This window comes from uncultured Microscilla sp. (assembly GCF_947493425.1).
Taxonomy (GTDB): domain Bacteria; phylum Bacteroidota; class Bacteroidia; order Cytophagales; family Microscillaceae; genus Microscilla.
Genome location: NZ_CANLRP010000173.1, coordinates 1 through 17,892 on the forward strand (window position 1 = coordinate 1; position 17,892 = coordinate 17,892).

Annotated in this window: 15 protein-coding genes; 7 read left to right on the plus strand and 8 right to left on the minus strand. The window is 39.9% G+C overall.

The window, feature by feature from the left end:
• Nucleotides 1-134: 134 nt before the first annotated feature.
• Complete coding sequence (locus Q0954_RS27650) at nt 135-1,220, minus strand: hypothetical protein (protein ID WP_299462954.1); 1,086 nt, start codon at nt 1,218-1,220, stop codon at nt 135-137.
• A gap of 145 nt (nt 1,221-1,365) precedes the next feature.
• A complete protein-coding gene (locus Q0954_RS27655; RefSeq protein ID WP_299462956.1) occupies nt 1,366-1,956 on the minus strand; it encodes a hypothetical protein in 591 nt (196 codons plus the stop codon).
• Between the two features lie 346 nt (nt 1,957-2,302).
• Between Q0954_RS27655 and Q0954_RS27660 the strand changes: the two genes are divergently transcribed.
• From Q0954_RS27660 to Q0954_RS27675, 4 genes are all read left to right on the plus strand, one after another.
• Nucleotides 2,303-3,703 carry an ATP-binding protein gene (locus Q0954_RS27660; protein ID WP_299462959.1) on the plus strand — a complete coding sequence of 467 codons (1,401 nt, stop codon included), beginning with the start codon at nt 2,303-2,305 and terminating at the stop codon, nt 3,701-3,703.
• Between the two features lie 543 nt (nt 3,704-4,246).
• Nucleotides 4,247-4,534, plus strand: a complete 288-nt coding sequence (locus tag Q0954_RS27665; RefSeq protein WP_299462962.1) for an ankyrin repeat domain-containing protein — start codon at nt 4,247-4,249, stop codon at nt 4,532-4,534.
• Nucleotides 4,535-5,533: 999 nt separating this feature from the next.
• A complete protein-coding gene (locus tag Q0954_RS27670; RefSeq protein WP_299462966.1) occupies nt 5,534-5,893 on the plus strand; it encodes a hypothetical protein in 360 nt (119 codons plus the stop codon).
• A 352-nt stretch (nt 5,894-6,245) separates the two neighbouring features.
• Nucleotides 6,246-7,565, plus strand: a complete 1,320-nt coding sequence (locus tag Q0954_RS27675; RefSeq protein WP_299462971.1) for a sulfatase-like hydrolase/transferase — start codon at nt 6,246-6,248, stop codon at nt 7,563-7,565.
• A 3-nt stretch (nt 7,566-7,568) separates the two neighbouring features.
• Here Q0954_RS27675 and Q0954_RS27680 read toward each other — a convergent pair whose 3' ends face one another.
• Together Q0954_RS27680 and Q0954_RS27685 are read right to left on the minus strand one after the other, a co-directional pair.
• Nucleotides 7,569-8,690, minus strand: coding sequence for a hypothetical protein (locus Q0954_RS27680; protein WP_299462974.1), 1,122 nt, complete (start codon nt 8,688-8,690; stop codon nt 7,569-7,571).
• Nucleotides 8,666-10,234 carry a DNA methyltransferase gene (locus Q0954_RS27685; RefSeq protein ID WP_299462977.1) on the minus strand — a complete coding sequence of 523 codons (1,569 nt, stop codon included), beginning with the start codon at nt 10,232-10,234 and terminating at the stop codon, nt 8,666-8,668. The genes Q0954_RS27680 and Q0954_RS27685 overlap by 25 nt, the downstream gene beginning before the upstream one ends.
• Nucleotides 10,235-10,472: 238 nt before the next feature.
• Here Q0954_RS27685 and Q0954_RS27690 point away from each other — a divergent pair, with 238 nt between their 5' ends.
• On the plus strand, nt 10,473-11,942 hold the full coding sequence (locus Q0954_RS27690; protein WP_299462980.1) for a hypothetical protein: 1,470 nt from the start codon (nt 10,473-10,475) through the stop codon (nt 11,940-11,942).
• Nucleotides 11,943-12,005: 63 nt separating this feature from the next.
• On the opposite strand, the gene Q0954_RS27695 is transcribed toward Q0954_RS27690, so the two are convergent.
• A complete protein-coding gene (locus tag Q0954_RS27695) occupies nt 12,006-13,238 on the minus strand; it encodes a chorismate-binding protein (RefSeq protein ID WP_299462983.1) in 1,233 nt (410 codons plus the stop codon).
• A gap of 31 nt (nt 13,239-13,269) precedes the next feature.
• Nucleotides 13,270-13,689 (minus strand): hotdog fold thioesterase, encoded by a 420-nt coding sequence (locus Q0954_RS27700; protein WP_299462986.1) that lies wholly within the window; start codon nt 13,687-13,689, stop codon nt 13,270-13,272.
• Between the two features lie 219 nt (nt 13,690-13,908).
• Here Q0954_RS27700 and Q0954_RS27705 point away from each other — a divergent pair, with 219 nt between their 5' ends.
• A complete protein-coding gene (locus tag Q0954_RS27705) occupies nt 13,909-14,538 on the plus strand; it encodes a histidine phosphatase family protein (RefSeq protein ID WP_299462988.1) in 630 nt (209 codons plus the stop codon).
• Between the two features lie 94 nt (nt 14,539-14,632).
• Here Q0954_RS27705 and Q0954_RS27710 read toward each other — a convergent pair whose 3' ends face one another.
• Entirely contained in the window at nt 14,633-15,646 is a 1,014-nt protein-coding gene (locus Q0954_RS27710) for a patatin-like phospholipase family protein (protein WP_299462991.1), read from the minus strand.
• Nucleotides 15,647-15,903: 257 nt separating this feature from the next.
• A complete protein-coding gene (locus Q0954_RS27715; protein WP_299462994.1) occupies nt 15,904-16,992 on the minus strand; it encodes an o-succinylbenzoate synthase in 1,089 nt (362 codons plus the stop codon).
• A 173-nt stretch (nt 16,993-17,165) separates the two neighbouring features.
• Between Q0954_RS27715 and Q0954_RS27720 the strand changes: the two genes are divergently transcribed.
• The gene (locus Q0954_RS27720; RefSeq protein WP_299462997.1) at nt 17,166-17,744 is read left to right on the plus strand and encodes a Crp/Fnr family transcriptional regulator; all 579 of its coding nucleotides are present in this window, start codon (nt 17,166-17,168) and stop codon (nt 17,742-17,744) included.
• Nucleotides 17,745-17,892 lie beyond the last annotated feature (148 nt).

Consider the following 17,892-nt stretch of genomic DNA (forward strand, 5'->3'; position numbering starts at 1 on the left):
GTGACGAACAAATTTTTTACAAGGGCAGGACGATGATTTGGAAAAAACTCCTTAAATTCGTCCAAGAGTGATAAAGGGTGTTCGGTATTATTTAGCATTTTACTAAGTAACATCTTTTTCACTCTATTTTTTTGTTATAATTTAACTATTAGGTTATACCATGTACAGTAGGATGATTGTTTATACTTAAATCTGGATCGTATTAGCCTTTCAAACGCTTTTGGAGTACAATCTAAATTAAATTTTGCATCTAAAAAAAGCAAGTGTTTAATAAGTTTTAGGCTATAAAACTTAATAGCTCTACATAAGAAATCTTGATTAATATTTAGATTGAGTTCTCTCACATAATACTCCATTAACTCATAGCAGTCAAGATCGTCTTTAAAAACGAGTTTTAAAGCTTCTTTTTTCTCTCCCTCCCAAGTAAAACCCATTGCCTTGTATTTTTTTATGCGTGCGAGGTTACAAGCTTTACATGCTAACTTGATGGGGTTTTCATAATTTACTGTATCTAATTTTTCGGGAGGTACATATTTAAAAAATAATGGAGCCAAGTCATCTCTACCCAATGACCAATGAAAATCATAGGGGCTAAAACCGTGGGTATTGATGAGGGTATCCATCGTTTGTTTCATTTCTTTAAACCGCTGACTGGAGGTGTCGGAGCAATCGCAAGCGGCGGCAACCTTACTCAGGGCATTAAAATACTTCCCTGTCAGCTTCGCCCCATACTTCTTCAACAACCAAAAAGCCTCCAAGTCCCAGCTTTCGATGGCAGTGGCAACGGGGCGCACTTCGGGCCCATACAACAACCTGCCGCCGTTGGGAGGCGCGCCTTTTTTGAGCAAGTATTCTACTATTTGCAATTTTGCGGGGCTGCGGGTGGTGTCCTTCAACACTTCGTGCAAGGCAATGGTGAGTTTGTCGTAGTGGTCGGTTTTGGTGTAGCTGCGATTGAACAACGATAGGGGCAGGGTGAGGAGCACCAAAAAGCCGGGCATTTTTTTCGCCTTTACCTTATAAGTGCTGTTAATGTAGCGCCCTCCGTGCAAAATGTCGGCGCCTTGGTCAATCAGCTTCAAGGCTTGGGCATAGTTGCCTTTGCTCAGGCTTTGGTTGAGTTGTTTGTACAAAAAAGCATCGTCTTGGGCGTGGCTGGGCAGGGCGCAGCAAATGCCCCCACTGAGGAGCAATAGGGTAATGAATAGTTGTTGTCGCATGGGCGCTGAATACTTGATTTGTAAAAACTCAAAATACAGTAAAAACAACGTTGGGCAAAGTAGATCAAGTGTTTTTTTGCCCAAAAAATGGGGCTAGGCGGGGACAAAGGACGTTTTTGCAAATATGAGAAGTAATGGGGTTTTGCTAGGGCAAGTTTTCGGGCTTTTCTTGGTGTTTTTTATTGGCTTGGTTGTATTTGTCTAATAACAAAAAGGCGTCTATGTCCCAGTTCTGCACTGCCAACGACAAAGGGTTAGTAAAACTTTTGCTAGGCAGTTGCCCTCCTTCAGGTGCTGCACCCTTTTGCAGTATATACTCCATTACTTTCAACCTTTCAGGGGTTCTTTGCTCATCTGTCACTACCAAGTGTAGATAATACACCCTAATGCTATATTCATGCACTATACGGCGGCGTGCCAAAAGCAATGGGGGGAGAATAAGGTAAAGAAAAACAGGGGCTTTGGGTAAATAATAAGTCACATCTTTTTTGTATACTCCTCCCTTGAACATTATGTCTGCCCCTTGATTAATAAATGACAAAGCTTGAGGATAATCTCGGCTTTCAATTGCAGCACATAATTGCTCATATAACTTTTCGTTGGGCGATTTTTGCTTTAAGGTATCAGTTTGTGCCTTAGACACTAAAGGAGATAAATATATAAGACATAAAAACGTGATGGTTTTGCTTGCAGATGAGAAGTATTGAATAAACTGCATTCGTAAAAGTTTTTTCATAAGAACAAGTATTGAAATGATGTGCCCCAATACGCTAAAATTAAACGATATGTTTCAGTTTGTTAATTGGCTTTTTGCCCCGGCAAAGAAATAAAATGCGCCAAAGTCTTTTAAAAATTAATGAAAAACAATAAGTTAGCTTAGCTATTAGCCATTGGGGTGCGAAGCTACTACAGTTTACTAACTTCCGGCTAAATGTATAAAATCGGTTAGTTCTCTGAAAAGTAGCCAAAAACTTGAAGCTTATTGTTAAAAGCACCAATATCTAAGGACTTGAGGCTTGTAGAAACTATCGACCATCGACTGAAAACTATGGACTATTACTACTACCAACAACTAAGAAAATATGGATCAATATTGTACTGCTAGTCAGGCTTACGTCATCCACAAAGAACTGGGGATGCTTGCCGAACAAATTGCCCAACAGCTCTCTGATCACTTTCCGAATTTAGTCAACGAATACAACTTTAGGGCGCATGACATTTATGCCACCCAACCCACCCAAGAGCTGCTAGAAGTCAAACCCAGTCATTACCAACACCTGATAAACGAGCTCAAGCTGAACCGCGAAGAGCGCCTGGTGCTTGCTTTGGCTTTGTCGGTGCATGTGGCGCCTCATTTGTTGGGGATATTACTTGCCACCGAGAACCATTCCGGGGGTGCTATATCGTTGTTAGGCGGCTATAGGTCTACTCAATACGGCAGGTTTATCCCTACTTTTCAAACTGCCTTCTTTTTGTTGGGCGGGGCAAGCACCCAGGCAAGGGTTGCCTACAATTATTTGCTGGAACCTTCGCATGTGTTTTTTACCAAGGGCATTCTAAAATACCCTTCCGAAGATATTGTGACCGATAGTTTTTTGGAGCTTACGCCTGAGTACCAAAGCCTGTTGGTGCATAGCCAAGCCTACGAGCCCCAATACAGTGCCCGTTTTCCTGCCCAAAAAATTACTACTTCGCTTACCTGGAACGACCTCGTGCTTACTAAAGATGCTTTGGAAGAAGTGAAAGAAATAGAGTATTGGGTGCAGCACCAAGACGAGATCATGGAAGATTGGCAGCTTAACAGACACCTGCACAAGGGCTACAAAGCGGTGTTTTATGGGGCATCGGGTACGGGCAAAACCCTCACTACCACTTTGTTGGGCAAATCTACTGGGTTGCCTGTATACCGTACCGATACCTCGGCATTGGTGTCGAAATATGTAGGCGAAACGGGCAAAAACCTAGAGAACCTATTTTCGGCGGCAGAAAATAAAAACTGGATTCTGTTTTTCGACGAGGCAGAATCATTGTTTGCCAAACGTGGTGCTATCAAAGATGCGGGTGACCAATATGCCAACCAAACCATTACTTATTTGTTGCAAAGAATAGAGGACTACAACGGAGTGGTGATACTTGCCACCAACAAATTGTCTTCTATAGACAGTGCTTTTAGACGAAGGTTTCAAAACATTGTCAAGTTTGCCAAACCCACCCGGCAACAACGTCTTCGTTTGTGGCAGCAGGCGTTTCAGGGCAACCTGCAGCTTTCGCCTGAGGTAGACCTAGAGTTTATTGCTCAACATTACGACGAGGTAACAGGAGGTATTTTGGTTAATATACTGAGAGATTGTGCCATTAGGGTGGCTCAACGCCAACAAGACAATTTAGTGAGTTGGAGTGATATAAATTATAGCTTACGCAAACAGTATCGCAAGCACCAGTATGTATGGAAAGACCCAATACAGTATGGGTTGATTGGGTAGAAGCGTTGACAGGGGCAGGCTTTGAGTATGGCTTGTTTTATAAAACTTTGTTAGTTTTATTGTTTCTTGGATGCATCAACTGTACAATTTTGAAACAAAACATTTGAAACCGTACACTTTTTATAGCAGATAAGTCTTGATTTTTTTGATAGTTTTACAGCATAAAAATAGCTGCTAATCTGCTGAGTTGTAGAATAAAATCTGGTTTCGTTTCCCTCAGGCATCCGTTCATTTTTTTCTTTAGCTAAAAAAACGAACCAAAAAAAGCCACCGCTGTAGTTTGCCTGGCTAAAATTTGTTTCATTACGCCGAAACAGCTCAAACATTCCCTCGTTCCTCGGTCAGTGATCTGTTTTTACGGCTTCATTGCTCAAATTTCTTAACGCCCACAAACTAAGGCGGAAAGTAAAGACGCTGTTTTTCAAGCACTTTTGAGACTGATAAAATTAAACTCTATACAAGGATTAGTAGTAAAAAATTAGTGTACGGTTTTGAAACAAAACAACAACAATATACCAGAACAATAAAAACAATGTAATCATTATGGGAGGAGATTGGAAAGAAATGTTTTATGCGGCTCAAGATGGTAACCTGGAGTTGGTACGTTACCATATTCGCACGGGGGTAGACTTAAACTACCGCCATCCTGAGTTTTTGACTACGGCTTTGATTGTATGCACCGAAAATGGGCACACCCACATTGCGCAATACTTGCTGGAGCAAGGCGCTGACCCTTATCTGATTGATGGGTTTAGCGGAAAAAATGCTTTTGAAGTGGCAAAAATATACAAACGCAAACCTATAGCCAAGCTACTGAAAGCTTATGTATAACCTCTAAAATAAATAAACAATAAAAACAATAGATATTTTGCCCCAAAAACCCAAAAAAACAAGGGTTATTTAAGGTATACAAAAGGTTAAAATTTTATGCGCCAAAAATGGTGGAAAATTTGGGAGCTAATTTTTTTTATTATTTGTAAAAAAAATGCTTAACTATAATGTAGTGTGCTTGTGTTTTTTAATGCACTGAAATTCAGGTGTTTAATAAATGGATGTATACTATAATGCTTGTGTTTTGATAAGTTGTAACTCTTACTATAACCTTTTGTATACCTTCTATTTTTGGAATAAACAGCCTTGCCCCCCTATATTTGTCCCATAAATTTTAATGCCTGCAATAATCGTTAAAAGAATTCTGTTGAAAAAACCTTCTAATGCCTGCAATATTGTATTTGCATAAGCTCTAAAGGTGGCCATCACAGTGTTCTGTTTTATCATTGAATAGTATAAAAATGGAAAAGTTAAATTTAATTGATTCAGCTATGTATCTAAAAAACACCTTCGCCAGTAAAGCACAGTTGCTTATACCACATCATAACTTAAATTAAATATCCATCATTGCCTGTTGTTGGGCAAATTGATTTATCAAAAGTTCTCCAACAGTACCTAATGTCAGACAACATAGTCACTCAAAGTGCCTGCTCTCTGGAGGTTCAATAAATACAGTATCTATTTGAAGTTGTTTTGCTTTTCGTGCATTTCAAAACTTGCATTATCTGCTATTTTTGAAGTAAAATTAACGAGCAAAAAAATCTGAAGGCTTATGCAGCGATTTAGATGCCTTGAGCAGTATGTCTGGTATTTGATTTTTAATAGTAAAATAATGGTAAAACCAGCAAGAAAACGCTGCAAACTCAAGAAATGAGTGCACCAAACGCCTGATCGTTGGATGCTAAATTTTGTGGGTTAGTAATGACAAAAAGCACAAGACTGCTGCAAGGGCAATGCTAACCAAAACAGCCAGGGTTTTCTACAACCATCACAAAAAACATGAATGCATTTAAAGTTATCAAAAGAACAAGCAACAAACAGCATCGGATTATTTTTCGCGACTTGACCAAACTCTATGATGAGGTAATGGAGCTCTCTGAAAATCCTCACCTCACTTACCCGCAGATGTCACGACACCTGCGTAATTTTAATAAAAAAATACACAACATCCGTGAAAAATTAGCCAATGCGCCTACCCTTAGTGCCGGAGGGTCGCTCAAAGTAGCTGCGGCAGCTTTATATATGTTGTACATGAACATGTTGCCCGAACGTAGGCTAATTGCCGAAGAACAAGGGTTTGAGCATTATAAACAAGAGTATGAAGAATGGATTCAAAAGGCTAAAGAGTATTTAGGGTAGCCATTGTGAGCAAAATGGTTTACAACCCTTAAATAAGTGCTATTAGAATTAATAAGTCCACAAGAACCGTGGACTTATTACAAAATTCAAAGGCTTTCAATTAAACTTTTGCTGTAGGAGGCTGTCTTAGGAATGGTGTAAAAATAAATTTCTATAGTAACGCTAAAATATTTTGTTGCTAGACGCGGCACGGCAATATCCAGTGGATATTGAGCGAGCTTGAGGGATGGTCGGCTAATAGCAGCGCTATTCGGCTATTTTTTAACAAAGTATAGCCTCAAAAGATGAGGTTAAGAATGTAAATTTATTTTGGTACCATTCCTTAGGGTTGAACTTAAGAAAAAGCACCACGATGAGAAAAAACACTTTGTTTTTGGTCATAATGTTGACCTTTGCTTTGGGTAGTTGTAAAAAAAGCGACCCAGTCACCACTGATCCTACTACTGGCAATCGTCCCAATATTTTACTAATCATAGCTGATGACATAGGCATAGAAGCCACCCCAGGCTACAGCATAGGAGCTATCAAACCCAGTATGCCCAATCTGCAAAAACTTGCTGCCACTGGCATTACCTTCGACAATGCCTGGGCGTATCCTGTATGCTCACCCACCAGGGCATCTATACTTACCGGGCGTTATGGCTACCGTACTGAGGTACTCAATGCCACCAATGCTGCCCAAATTTCTACTACTGAAACATCTATTCAGAAATACCTTGATGCCAACACTGCCAATGCTTATAGCCATGCTGTGATTGGTAAGTGGCATTTGTCAAACAGTGCGCTCAACCCAGGACAAATGGGGGTAGGGTATTATGCGGGGTTGCTTAAGGGTGCCCTGACCGATTACAACGAGTGGCCATTGGTAGAAAACGAACAAGAAACTACCTACCAGGGTTATTGTACTACCAAGTTTACCGACCTTGCCATTGACTGGATCAAACAACAAAACAAGCCTTGGTTTTGCTGGCTTGCCTACACTGCCCCTCATACTCCTTTTCATTTGCCACCCACTGGCCTGCATTCGCAAGGGGCATTGCCCAACAACCAGGCAAGCATTGATGCCAACCCCACTCCTTACTTTATGGCCATGACCGAAAGCATCGATTTTGAGATTGGGCGATTGCTCAACAGTATTTCACCAGATGAACTGGAGAATGCCCTCATTATTTTTTTGGGCGACAATGGTTCTCACCGTCAGGTGATTCAAGCACCTTATGCCGCTACTCAAGCCAAAGGAACCCTTTATCAAGGAGGCATTCATGTTCCTTTGATCGTGTCGGGCAAGGGAGTAAGTCGTGCAGGCGAGCGTGAGTCGAGCTTGATAAGTACTACCGATTTTTTTGCCACCATTGCCGAAATTGCGGGGGTACCATTGCCTACCTATCAGGATAGCTACAGCTTTCAACCTTTGCTGACAAGCAACACTACAGGTACCAGAATTTACAATTACTCTGAGGTATTGACTACCTCTAGTGCTGATAAGTCGGGGTATGCTATACGCAATACACAATATAAGCTTATCGTGTTTGATAGTGGGCAAAAGCAGTTGTATGATTTGGTCAATGATCCTTATGAAAAAAACGATTTGACGGAGGGTGGTGTGCTTACTACCGAACAAAGTACGGCGCTGGCTGAGTTGGAAAATAAGGCGGGGGAGATTAGAAAGTGAGACTTACCCCTCGTATTTCAAGAATAATATGTCAGACTTACAATGGTAATACTTTTGGTCTTTGTGCCAATAAAACTCTGTAGTTAAGTCTGACATATCTGGCGATAAAGTAGTCAAATGTTGGTGTATACGGGTTTTAAGAAAATTGATATTTCTTTTTAGCTTCCAACTTTCTGCCAAATTGGTTTCATCAGTTAATACCAAAAAGAAACGGTTGGAGGCATCAAACCTGGTTTCACCTTGATTTTCATAAAACCACTTTTTGAGTTCTGCAGGATTGTTTTTTGCCTCAGTGATGATCTTTTGTTTTTGAATATCAAGAATCTTAATGAACTCTTTGGCATCATTGCGTGGGTCTTCGGATACTTTATTGTAGAGGTGTTGTCTGAGGGTTTTGTCTTTTAAATCACTTGGGATAAATATATGTAGCTTTCTACAAACTTGCTTTAATTTTGTCAGCTCGTTGCCATAGCCACTATTCTTAAGCTTTTCGGCTAATAGTTGTTCAGGGAAATAAGTTACTTTAAGGTCAAAAGGTATATTATGAATAAAAAAGTCAATTTTCTTGATTAGCCCTATCGCAGGTAATACATCCTGGTGATCTTTGAATATATCTTCAATCAGAATAGACGTCCAGTGGTTATACCAGGAGTTAAGCGTATATCCTCGAAGGCTTGATAATAAGCTTCCTTCTATTTCCTGATTGATGTCATCATACGATTTGATTTTTTTCACATAGTTGTTCACAATATTTTTTTCTAGGCTATTGCCATAAGACCCGCCCCAATCAAAGTGATGCAGCCTGCTCAATTGGTCAACTAAATAATCTTGATGTTTTTCTCTTTCCCTTCTTTCTGCTTGATATTTCTGATGAATGAAGTTATTTAATTGACCTTCATGGATTTGTTTAGAATCGAATAAATATTTTAAAACATTTTTAGTGGATAAGCCCTTGGTGGTGATTTTATAATGCGTGCAAAACTCCATTAATGTAGCTTTTCGTGAAATGCTTTTTAATTTCAAAAACAACATCCCTTTTTTATTCTCTTCTATTGCAGGAAAGTTGTTTTCTCTAAAATAGGTATCTAGTTGATCAAAATCTAAGCTATTTTTGTTTGTTGCCATTGTTGTGTGGTCGAAAGTTCAAAGTTATCGATGAGTATTTTTAAAAGGTCTACATTATCTATCAATATTTTCTCCGCAAAAACTATTTTCATAATTCTAATAAAAATCTCATTTGTATCTAAGGGTGATTTTATGAGCCATTTTTTGATTTGTTCAATGAAAAGCTCTTTAACCTCTTGATTGCTTTTAGAGCGTACAACTACCGGAGACGTTGACTTTTTAAGTGTAATCAACACATCTCCTTTAATACTCTTTAAGCGGTTGATTTGCCGTGGGGTAAACGATTTTTGGGTAAGCCAGGTATAATCTGCCAACTCAAAACCATTGTTGATACAAGCGTTGGTAATCGTTTTCCATTCCAAGCCCGAAAGGGAATGATAAGTAAGGGAAAAATACTTGCTGGGCTTTAGTACTCGCTTTATCTCAGCAAAAGCTTGGTTAATATCTGTTTCAAAACTTGTTTGATTTTTTTGCCTTTGCTTGCTATCCGAAATCACAATTTCGTTGCTATAGTCAGGTTTAAAGTCAAGCCAGGCATTCCAGATAATGCTTTGTTCAAAATATGGAACAGCGTCACCATAAGGTGGGTCGGTAAAAATATAATCTACCGTATCACTTTCTAATGGCAATTGCTTAGCATCATGACTCATTATTTGATAACTAGTATTATGCCTTTGCCCAAAGCTAAGCTGGTCGTTGCTTAGGCCTTTGTTTGTCAAATAATCTTGCTTGCCTTTGATTATTTTGTTTACCCGATTTTCAAAATAAGTAAGCACATTATTTTCAAGGTAAGTTTCGCCAATGTAAAAACCTGTCATCCAAGCACCAGGAGCCATTGCACCCCTACTTTTAATAGGAGGAACAAGCCTAGAGCAATTTGCCAAATTAGCAGTAAAGGCAACCTTGAACAACTCTTTTTCTGTACCACTGCTGTGAGCTTCTATCAAGGTCAGTAATTTTGCATGACAAGCAAGCGTTCTTTTGGTAAACAAATCTGCCACGGTCATTCCTGCCTTTGCCGAAATTCTGGAGTTTTGTAATAACACTGTTTGAGGATACCAATCGGTGATGGACTGCTCATGTTCAAATTGAAGATATGCGTTCGCTTGCTCTTGGGTAAAAGTATACTCTTTACTTTTTTTTTCACCTGTGGGCTTATACTTACCCATCAAAGGAATGTCTTTTTTGTCTCTTAAAACACTTGACAATAAAACAGTTTCACCGTCAACTTTCCACGAATACCATTTCTCTACAAAGGGGATAAACTCTTCTTTTATTTGTAGCCATTGTCTTTGCACTTTGTTGATGTCTACATTTACTTCCATTAACTGTTTGTTCAGAAAGTGGGCAATTGGATTCAGGTCATTTAAGATAACGTTCCGATTCATAATAAATGCCTCACAACCAAATACTCCATACCCCGAAAATGGATCGAGCACTGTATCTCCTTCTTTGGTATACTTGTCAATTAATTCTTGCAAGTTGCCTGAGGGTTTTTTACCCCAATACTTATGCATTTCGTAACGGTCTCTTTTCTGTTTCAAGCTTTTGTTTTTTATACAAATATACCCAATGACTCGCCTCATGTCCAAAAACAACTCAAAATAACTGAACCTAACACAAACTGTGTCATAAAAACAGTTACGTTCTTTAAAGTGTCTATTATTCACATTGTTTTTATAAGTATATTTGCTATACACCAATGCATTGAACGCTTATTTAAAAAATGTTTTTATTAATTTTGAACAAGTTTTTATTTTGCCTAAACCTAAACAAAGTAGAATGATGGATTTTGAAGTTTTTTATAAAAAATACGAAGAGGGGTTGCTCAAAGAAATAGCTGACGAAGCGTTTAAAATATTGACCCAACCCATACCACAAACGTTTTTAAATGAGTATGATTTTTTAAACCTGACGATTGACTTTATCTCTTATTGGGAGCATTACAAAGATTTTGATAGAATCATTCAGCTGCAAGCAGGTGTACAACAAAACTCTGAGTTGTACGCCAATATAAGGTTTTATATCAACGAAATACTCATTAGATACTATTGCTTTACAAACAATAAAGCAATGATTGTAAGCGCTCTTAACGCCTATCTACAAGATGAAGACATTAATATAGAATTGTTGATGTCAAGCGTATTGCAAGTGGCTTACTATGGTTATATCGACATTGTAGATTCATTCATCGAAAATGAATACGATCATCTTGGAGAGTCTGACGATGTTGACGTGGAGTCTTTGGAAGACCTGGCTATGATAAAGTTCAATATAGAGCTGGACAAAGCAGCCGCTACAGGGTTTGATCAAGCAGCATTTACTCAAAAAATGAGTGTTTTTGATTTTAAATTACCTAATGATATTCTTGCTATCATTAAACAAGCGTTTGAGTTAACCATCAACGATGATTTGAAAACTAAAGTATTGGGTAAGTATCGAGAGAAAAAACGTGAAGAAATGCTTACGCTTAAAATCATTTTCATGAAATATATGCTCGACAAGCAATGCCCTTTTGTGCTAAGTGGTGTCTTGTGGGGATATTTTGCCGATTATTGGTTCAACAAGGAAGCAAGCTCTTGGTTGGGGTACTTTACCCTCAAAGAACGCAGCTTTCAAAAGTTTTTAGAAAACCTCAACGTGCTTATGCCACGCAAGGCAAGCTCTGATGCGTTGGTGCTATGGGGGAGCAGGTATATAGTAGAGTTTATCGAGGCGCTTAGGCTGGAGCAACCCACCTACTATGCACCACAAAAAAAGATGTTAACTAAGTTAAAAACACAATTTAAAAAAGATTATCAAGCCGATTTATGGGAGTTTAGCTTTGTGCATCGCTGGTTACCAGCAAACGATTTGTTGACTCAGGAGCACGACGCTGAGAAGGAATTGTTTTTGGCAAGTTATAATGAAGAACCTGAGGAGTTTACCCCTGAAGATTTTCAAGACCAAAGACAAATGATGGGTGATTTTATGGAGGCTATGAACGAATTAATGGAAGAAGAGCTCAGCGGAGACTTTTTTGACGATGAATATGATGAAGATGAAGCCTTTTTTGACGATCCTTTTGGAAATGAAGCAAAGCTTGATAAAAGATATTCAAACAAACCCGTGCTACCCATTCAAAAGAAGCAAACGTTCCGTCGTAACGACAAGGTAACCGCTAAATATCCCGATGGAACGGTAAAGAAAAACGTCAAGTTTAAAACAGTACAAGCCGATTTTGAGAAAGGTTTGTGTGAAGTTGAGGCATAGCAAATACTTTGGTCAGCCGCTGAACAAAGTGGGAGTACTTCTTGCTGGTTCAGCGGTTCAATTTTATTGTATAATGTCTAACATGGTTTTACACTTCATCTCAGTTTCGTGCCATTCGCGCACAGGTATTGAATCTTCGGTAATGCCAGCCCCAGCGTATAGTATTGCCTGGTTGTCCAAAAGTTGCATGCAACGCAAATTGACAAAAATATGGGTTGCCTGAGCAATGTTTATCGGACCTATAAAACCGCTGTAAAATGCCCGGTCATAATGCTCATGTTGAAGAATAAACTCTTGTGACACTTCTTTGGGCATTCCACAAACTGCCGAAGTAGGGTGTAGCAAATCCAGCATGACCGTGCCCAGTTCGGCAAAGTTTACGGCTTGCATATCTACCTTAAAACGAGTGCATAAATGCACCAAATTGCCTGCAATTACCGTTTTGGGACCTACCTCTTCAAACTCACGCAAGCGTATTTTTTTGAAACAATTGATAATATATCGGCTCACCATTGCCTGCTCTTCTATTTCTTTTTGCATCCAGGCAGTATGGCTTAACGGCAACTCAGGGTTGTAAGCCTGGGTGCCTGCCAATGCTATAGTTCTAAACTGTTGTTGATCGTTGGTACTAATAAGGGTTTCAGGAGTAGCCCCCATCCAAAGCCCTACTTCTGGAATATACACCAGGTATACCAAAGCATTGGCGTAACGTTGGCATAGTTTCATAAAAGTTTGTACATGGTCAAAGTTAGCAGGCAAGTGTACCGATTTGGCGCGTGAAAGCACCACCTTCTTAAACAACCCCGCTTTGATTGCCTCTACTCCACGGTGTACCAATTGACTATAGTCAGCTTCTGAGGCAATGTGCAAACGGTTTGGGGTGGGTGTTTTAGGGCGCACAGGTGGGGCAGGGGCAGACTCTAGTGTTGTCTCAAATGCTTGTAAAAAACGCTGTTGCCTTTGGTGCCACTGGCTGTCAAGGTCGTGGGGTGGAGTAAGGTACTCAATCGTGTCTAACTTGGTAGAATAGTGTACATCGGCATTGAGAAAATAGGTTTGCTTGAGTTGTGGATTCAGAAAACGACTAAAGGCAAATCCGGGACGGCTCTCTTCCAGGTCGAGCTTCATTTGTTGGGCTTGTCCGCTCAAGTCTACCACCACATTTTGAGTATCTTGATTGGGTAATCTCCAGATGGCTACAGGTAAGTTGTTTTTTAAAGCTGCCTGAAAAAAGCCTTGAAATAAATTTAAACGGGGCGTTGTTTGTAGTGTTTGTTCTAAAGCCTTCCTTCTCATAATTAAATCCTTCTTCTGTAAAAAAATCACCTTATTTAATTTCTCTGATCGCCATCGTGATTCTACTGGTACATACCAGTTTTTCGTCTTCGTTGCGAATGTTTATTTGCCATACATGGGTACTTCTGCCAATGTGCAATGGAGTAGCTTTGCCGTATACATACCCGCTTTTTACTCCCCGTATATGATTGGCGTTAATTTCCAGACCTACACAAAAATATTTTTTTGTATCCACAGCAAGGGTAGCAGCTATGCTGCCCAAGGTTTCGGCGAGTACTACCGAAGCCCCTCCATGGAGCAGTCCCATAGGTTGGTGGGTACGTTTATCTACCGGCATTTTGCCACACAAATAGTCGGTACCTACCTCTGTAATTTCAATGCCTACATGTCCTACCATGCAGTTTTTTCCACCTTGGTTTAATATTTCGGGAGTAACATCAGTATTTAGCATAAAAAATTGTATCCTTGTAAAAATGAGCAATTGCCTCTAAATGGGTAGGTAGTCAGGCAAAACAGGCCTTAATTTGCAAATAATTGAGCATCACTATTTTGGCTTGTCCTGTACATCTGTTAATTTGAAACCTACTTTCAAACAAAACGAAAAAACTGAATGTTTTAAGAATGGGTAAAAAATAACCGTTCATTAAAACAGCGATAAAATTAGACAAAATTGAAAACAAAAAAAATATACCTTATAAGACACGGACAAACTGAGTATAATTTACAGGGAATAGTACAAGGCAGTGGGGTAGATTCTGACTTGAACGCCACTGGACAACGCCAGGCAGCCCTGTTTTTTGATATGTACAAATCAGTGAAGTTTGATAAAATTTATACTTCTAAACTTAAGCGTAGCATTCAATCTGTGCAACGTTTTATCGACGCAGGTATTCCGGTAGAGCATTATTCAGGGTTGAATGAGATCAATTGGGGGAGCCGGGAAGGACGTAAAATAAGCGAAGAAGACGATGCCTACTACCACGAATTGGTCAAAAAATGGGGCGAAGGAGAGGTAGATTTACCTATAGAAGGAGGGGAGAGCCCCGTGATGTTGCAAGAGCGACAAAAACCAGTATTGGATAAAATATTATCACGCGAAGATGAAAAAACAGTGTTAATATGTATGCATGGACGGGCAATGCGTGCTTTTTTGGCGTTGATGCTCAACTATCACCTTAAGGATATGGACAAGTTTGAACATACCAATTTGTGTTTATATGAACTAAGCTACACTGGTAATATGTTTACCGTAGACCGTTATTGTGACATTACTCACCTTAAACCAATGGAAGAGCAGTAAGCCTGACAGACCAAACAAAAAGCCCCATCAACTATATAAGTTATGGGGCTTTTTGCCAAATTTCTTGTGTAGTGTTTAAATTTTTTTCTGAAAACTACGCGTTTGCAATCAGCATGTCTACTATTTTGTTTATTTTGTCTTCATTGTCCAGTGCCGATTCACTGCCGTCAGCCCTCAGGTTAATCAAATTTTCCTTTTCGGCATTGTCCATGCCCGACACAGCGTGCACCAACTTAGGCTCAATTCGGTGGTATTGGTCTGGTTTGCCTACCGCATCAAAAATCTGTTTGAGTTGATAGTCTACCGTTTGAGAAACCCCCTTCATCATTATATCAATCAAAGGCTTGATCCAACCAATGGCACCCCAGTCTTTGGCTTTTTCATATTCGTACGAATACTTAGTGCTACCTGTACCTATAGATACCATCATCATTTCTGACGCAGTAGGCTTTATTTTATCCTCCCCAAAATCTAACTTTCGGGTAGCAGCATACGCACAAAGTGTAGGGTTGTTTACATATACCCCACCATCTATGAGGGCATACTTTACTTCGGCAAAAGACGTGGCATGGTTGGGCTCAAAATAGGTGGGAGCGGCTGAGGTAGAACGTGCTACATCACGCATATAAAAGTCGTACCCCTTGTTATCTTTAGCTTTATGCCGCTTAAAAAAATGAGGATTACTTCGCTCTATATCGTACGATGTAATCAGGCATTCTTTGATCATTTCACTGAGTTTTGCATCTCCCAAGTACTTTTCGAGTGCCTCTTCCATGGGAGCCGACGGGTACTTTTCGTTGGTAATGCCACCAAAACTGAACATCTTTTTCTTAAAAATATCTCCCCCGTTCTCCAGGTAAAGGTTCACCGCTTGTTCGGCAGTGTATTTGGGGCGTCCACTTTCGTCGGGAGTAAGGTAAATGGCACACAAAATACCACCAGTACTAGTGCCCGCCATCAGATCAAAATAATCGGCGAGACGGGCTTCGGGGTTATTGGTTTTCTTTTGTAGTTGTTGTTCGATTGCCACCATTATTTGTCCGGGCAGCACCCCTCTTATTCCCCCTCCATCGATAGACAAAACACGGGTAAGTTTTTTATTAGCCATAATATGCAAAAGGTTTGTTTCAATTCTCCAACACTTTTTTTGTCCGTTGTTCTGCTCTAACCAGAGGGTGTATACCATGAACTTTATAAGCGGTTGATTGTCAATATAATGGAACAAGGTATACCTAGCACCTAGCGCCTAGTCCCTAGAACCTCGCTGGGGCTACAGACTACCGATTGAACACTGTGGACTATTGTTGTTTACAACAAGTTAATATTATGTATTTTCTGATAGCAATACAAACCTTCCCCCGAAAATTATTCGACAAAGCCGGGCAGTTCTTCCCAAAACTTTTTGGGTTGGTACTCCAGCTGATCTTTCACTATAGTCAATGGCGAGCCTATGTTGTTATGATACAAGTTACCGGTACCCAACCCATGCACTGTTCCTTCGTCGTATTCGGCGGTAAACTGAGCAATGGCATTCAGCCCAATGTTAGACTCTAGCGCCGAAGTAACCCACCAACCAATTTTTTTGCGTTTGGCAAGGTCAATCCATTCTTTGGTAGCAATAAAACCACCCAACAACGTAGGCTTGAGTATAATGTAAGGTGGTTGGATCACGTCCAGCAATTTTTCTTTTTCGTTGATAGACAGTTTTCCAATCAACTCTTCGTCTAAGGCAATAGGAATGGGGCTTTCCTGGCAAAGTTTACGCATGCTTGCCAATTGATTGGGGCGAATGGGTTGTTCTATAGAATGCAAATCAAATTGACTCAGTTTTTCCAGTTTTTTTAAGGCATCTTTAGGGCTAAAAGCACCATTGGCATCTACCCTGAGGGTTACCTGATCGGCAGTAAAACGTTCTCTGATGTTGGCAAGCAGGGCACACTCCTGATCAAAATCTATAGCCCCTATTTTCATTTTTATACAACCAAAACCCTGTCCCAACTTTTGGGCTATTTGTTGTTGCATAAACCCAGGTTCTCCCATCCATATCAACCCGTTGATCGGCAGCAGTTGTTTGCCTTGATAAAACCTGTTTTGATAAATTTGTTTCATTCCTCCGTTTTTCCAATCCAAAAAAGCCATTTCAATACCAAACCGAATGGCGGGAAAGCCTGCAGGTACCAAATTAGATATTTCGTTAATTTCATAACGGGCTGGCTGATCTATTGCCAGGTCTTCTATATTTTCAATAATTTGACTAAGTTGCTCCTCAAAGTCTGGGCGATAGTCTATGCTCAACCCCTTGAGAGGTGCAGCTTCGCCTATGCCCACCTTGTCAGGCGAGCTACTGTCCCACATCTTGATATAATATACTGGGTGTTCGGTGAGCGCCCCGCGTGAAGTTCCGGCTTCAAACTTAAATTGTAACGTATGTTTCTGATAACTGAGCTTTAGCATACAGCAGCATGTTTATTGGCAAAGAGGCAACCAAAAAATGTATCTTATCTTAACGCTCGCACAAGCAATGATAGGCTACAAAAGGTGGGTATCCCTTGCTATTGTAAATGATTCAAAACATCAAGCAAACAATTTTCCATAATCATTTTTAACCTTAATTTTTGTAAAAAAAAATGCATCCTTTATTTGACCACATTTCTCAAGAAGTAGCCATCACCCCTGACGACTTCAATCAAACATTGCATTACTTTGACCATATTCACTGCAAAAAAAAACAACTCATGATTAGGGCTGGAGAGCTGGTGTCGCGCCAATATTTTGTGATCAAGGGCTGTTTGCGTTCTTTTCTGATAGACGACAACGACCGGGAGTACACTGTGCAGTTTGGTATAGAAAACTGGTGGATGAGTGATTTTACGGCTTATTTTACCGGAGCAAAATCTATCTTGTATCTAGAGTGCCTCGAAAACTGTGAGTTGTTGGCCATTAGTAAAAACTCCATGGATAAGCTCTATATTAAGGTGCCTACATTAGAGCATTTTTTCAGACAAAAACTAGAGCGGGCTTTTGTTTCCTTTCAAAAACGAATTATATCCAACTTACATAAATCTGCCGAAGAGCGTTATTACGACTTTCTTGCCCAATATCCTGACATAGAACAGCGGGTGCGTAACTACCAAATTGCGTCTTATTTGGGAATCACCCCCGAAAGTTTGAGTCGGATCAGAACAGGGAGAACGCAAAAAAAATAAGATTTTGCCAAACTTAAAAGCACAAGAAGCTTAGTGTACAATGTACTCAAGTTAAAAATAAATACGCCAGTTAGCCTTTGAACTTATACGCCTTGTTTTGGGCGATCCATTTTTTTTTTGAGTATACCGCTTTCACCTTTGCTTTACC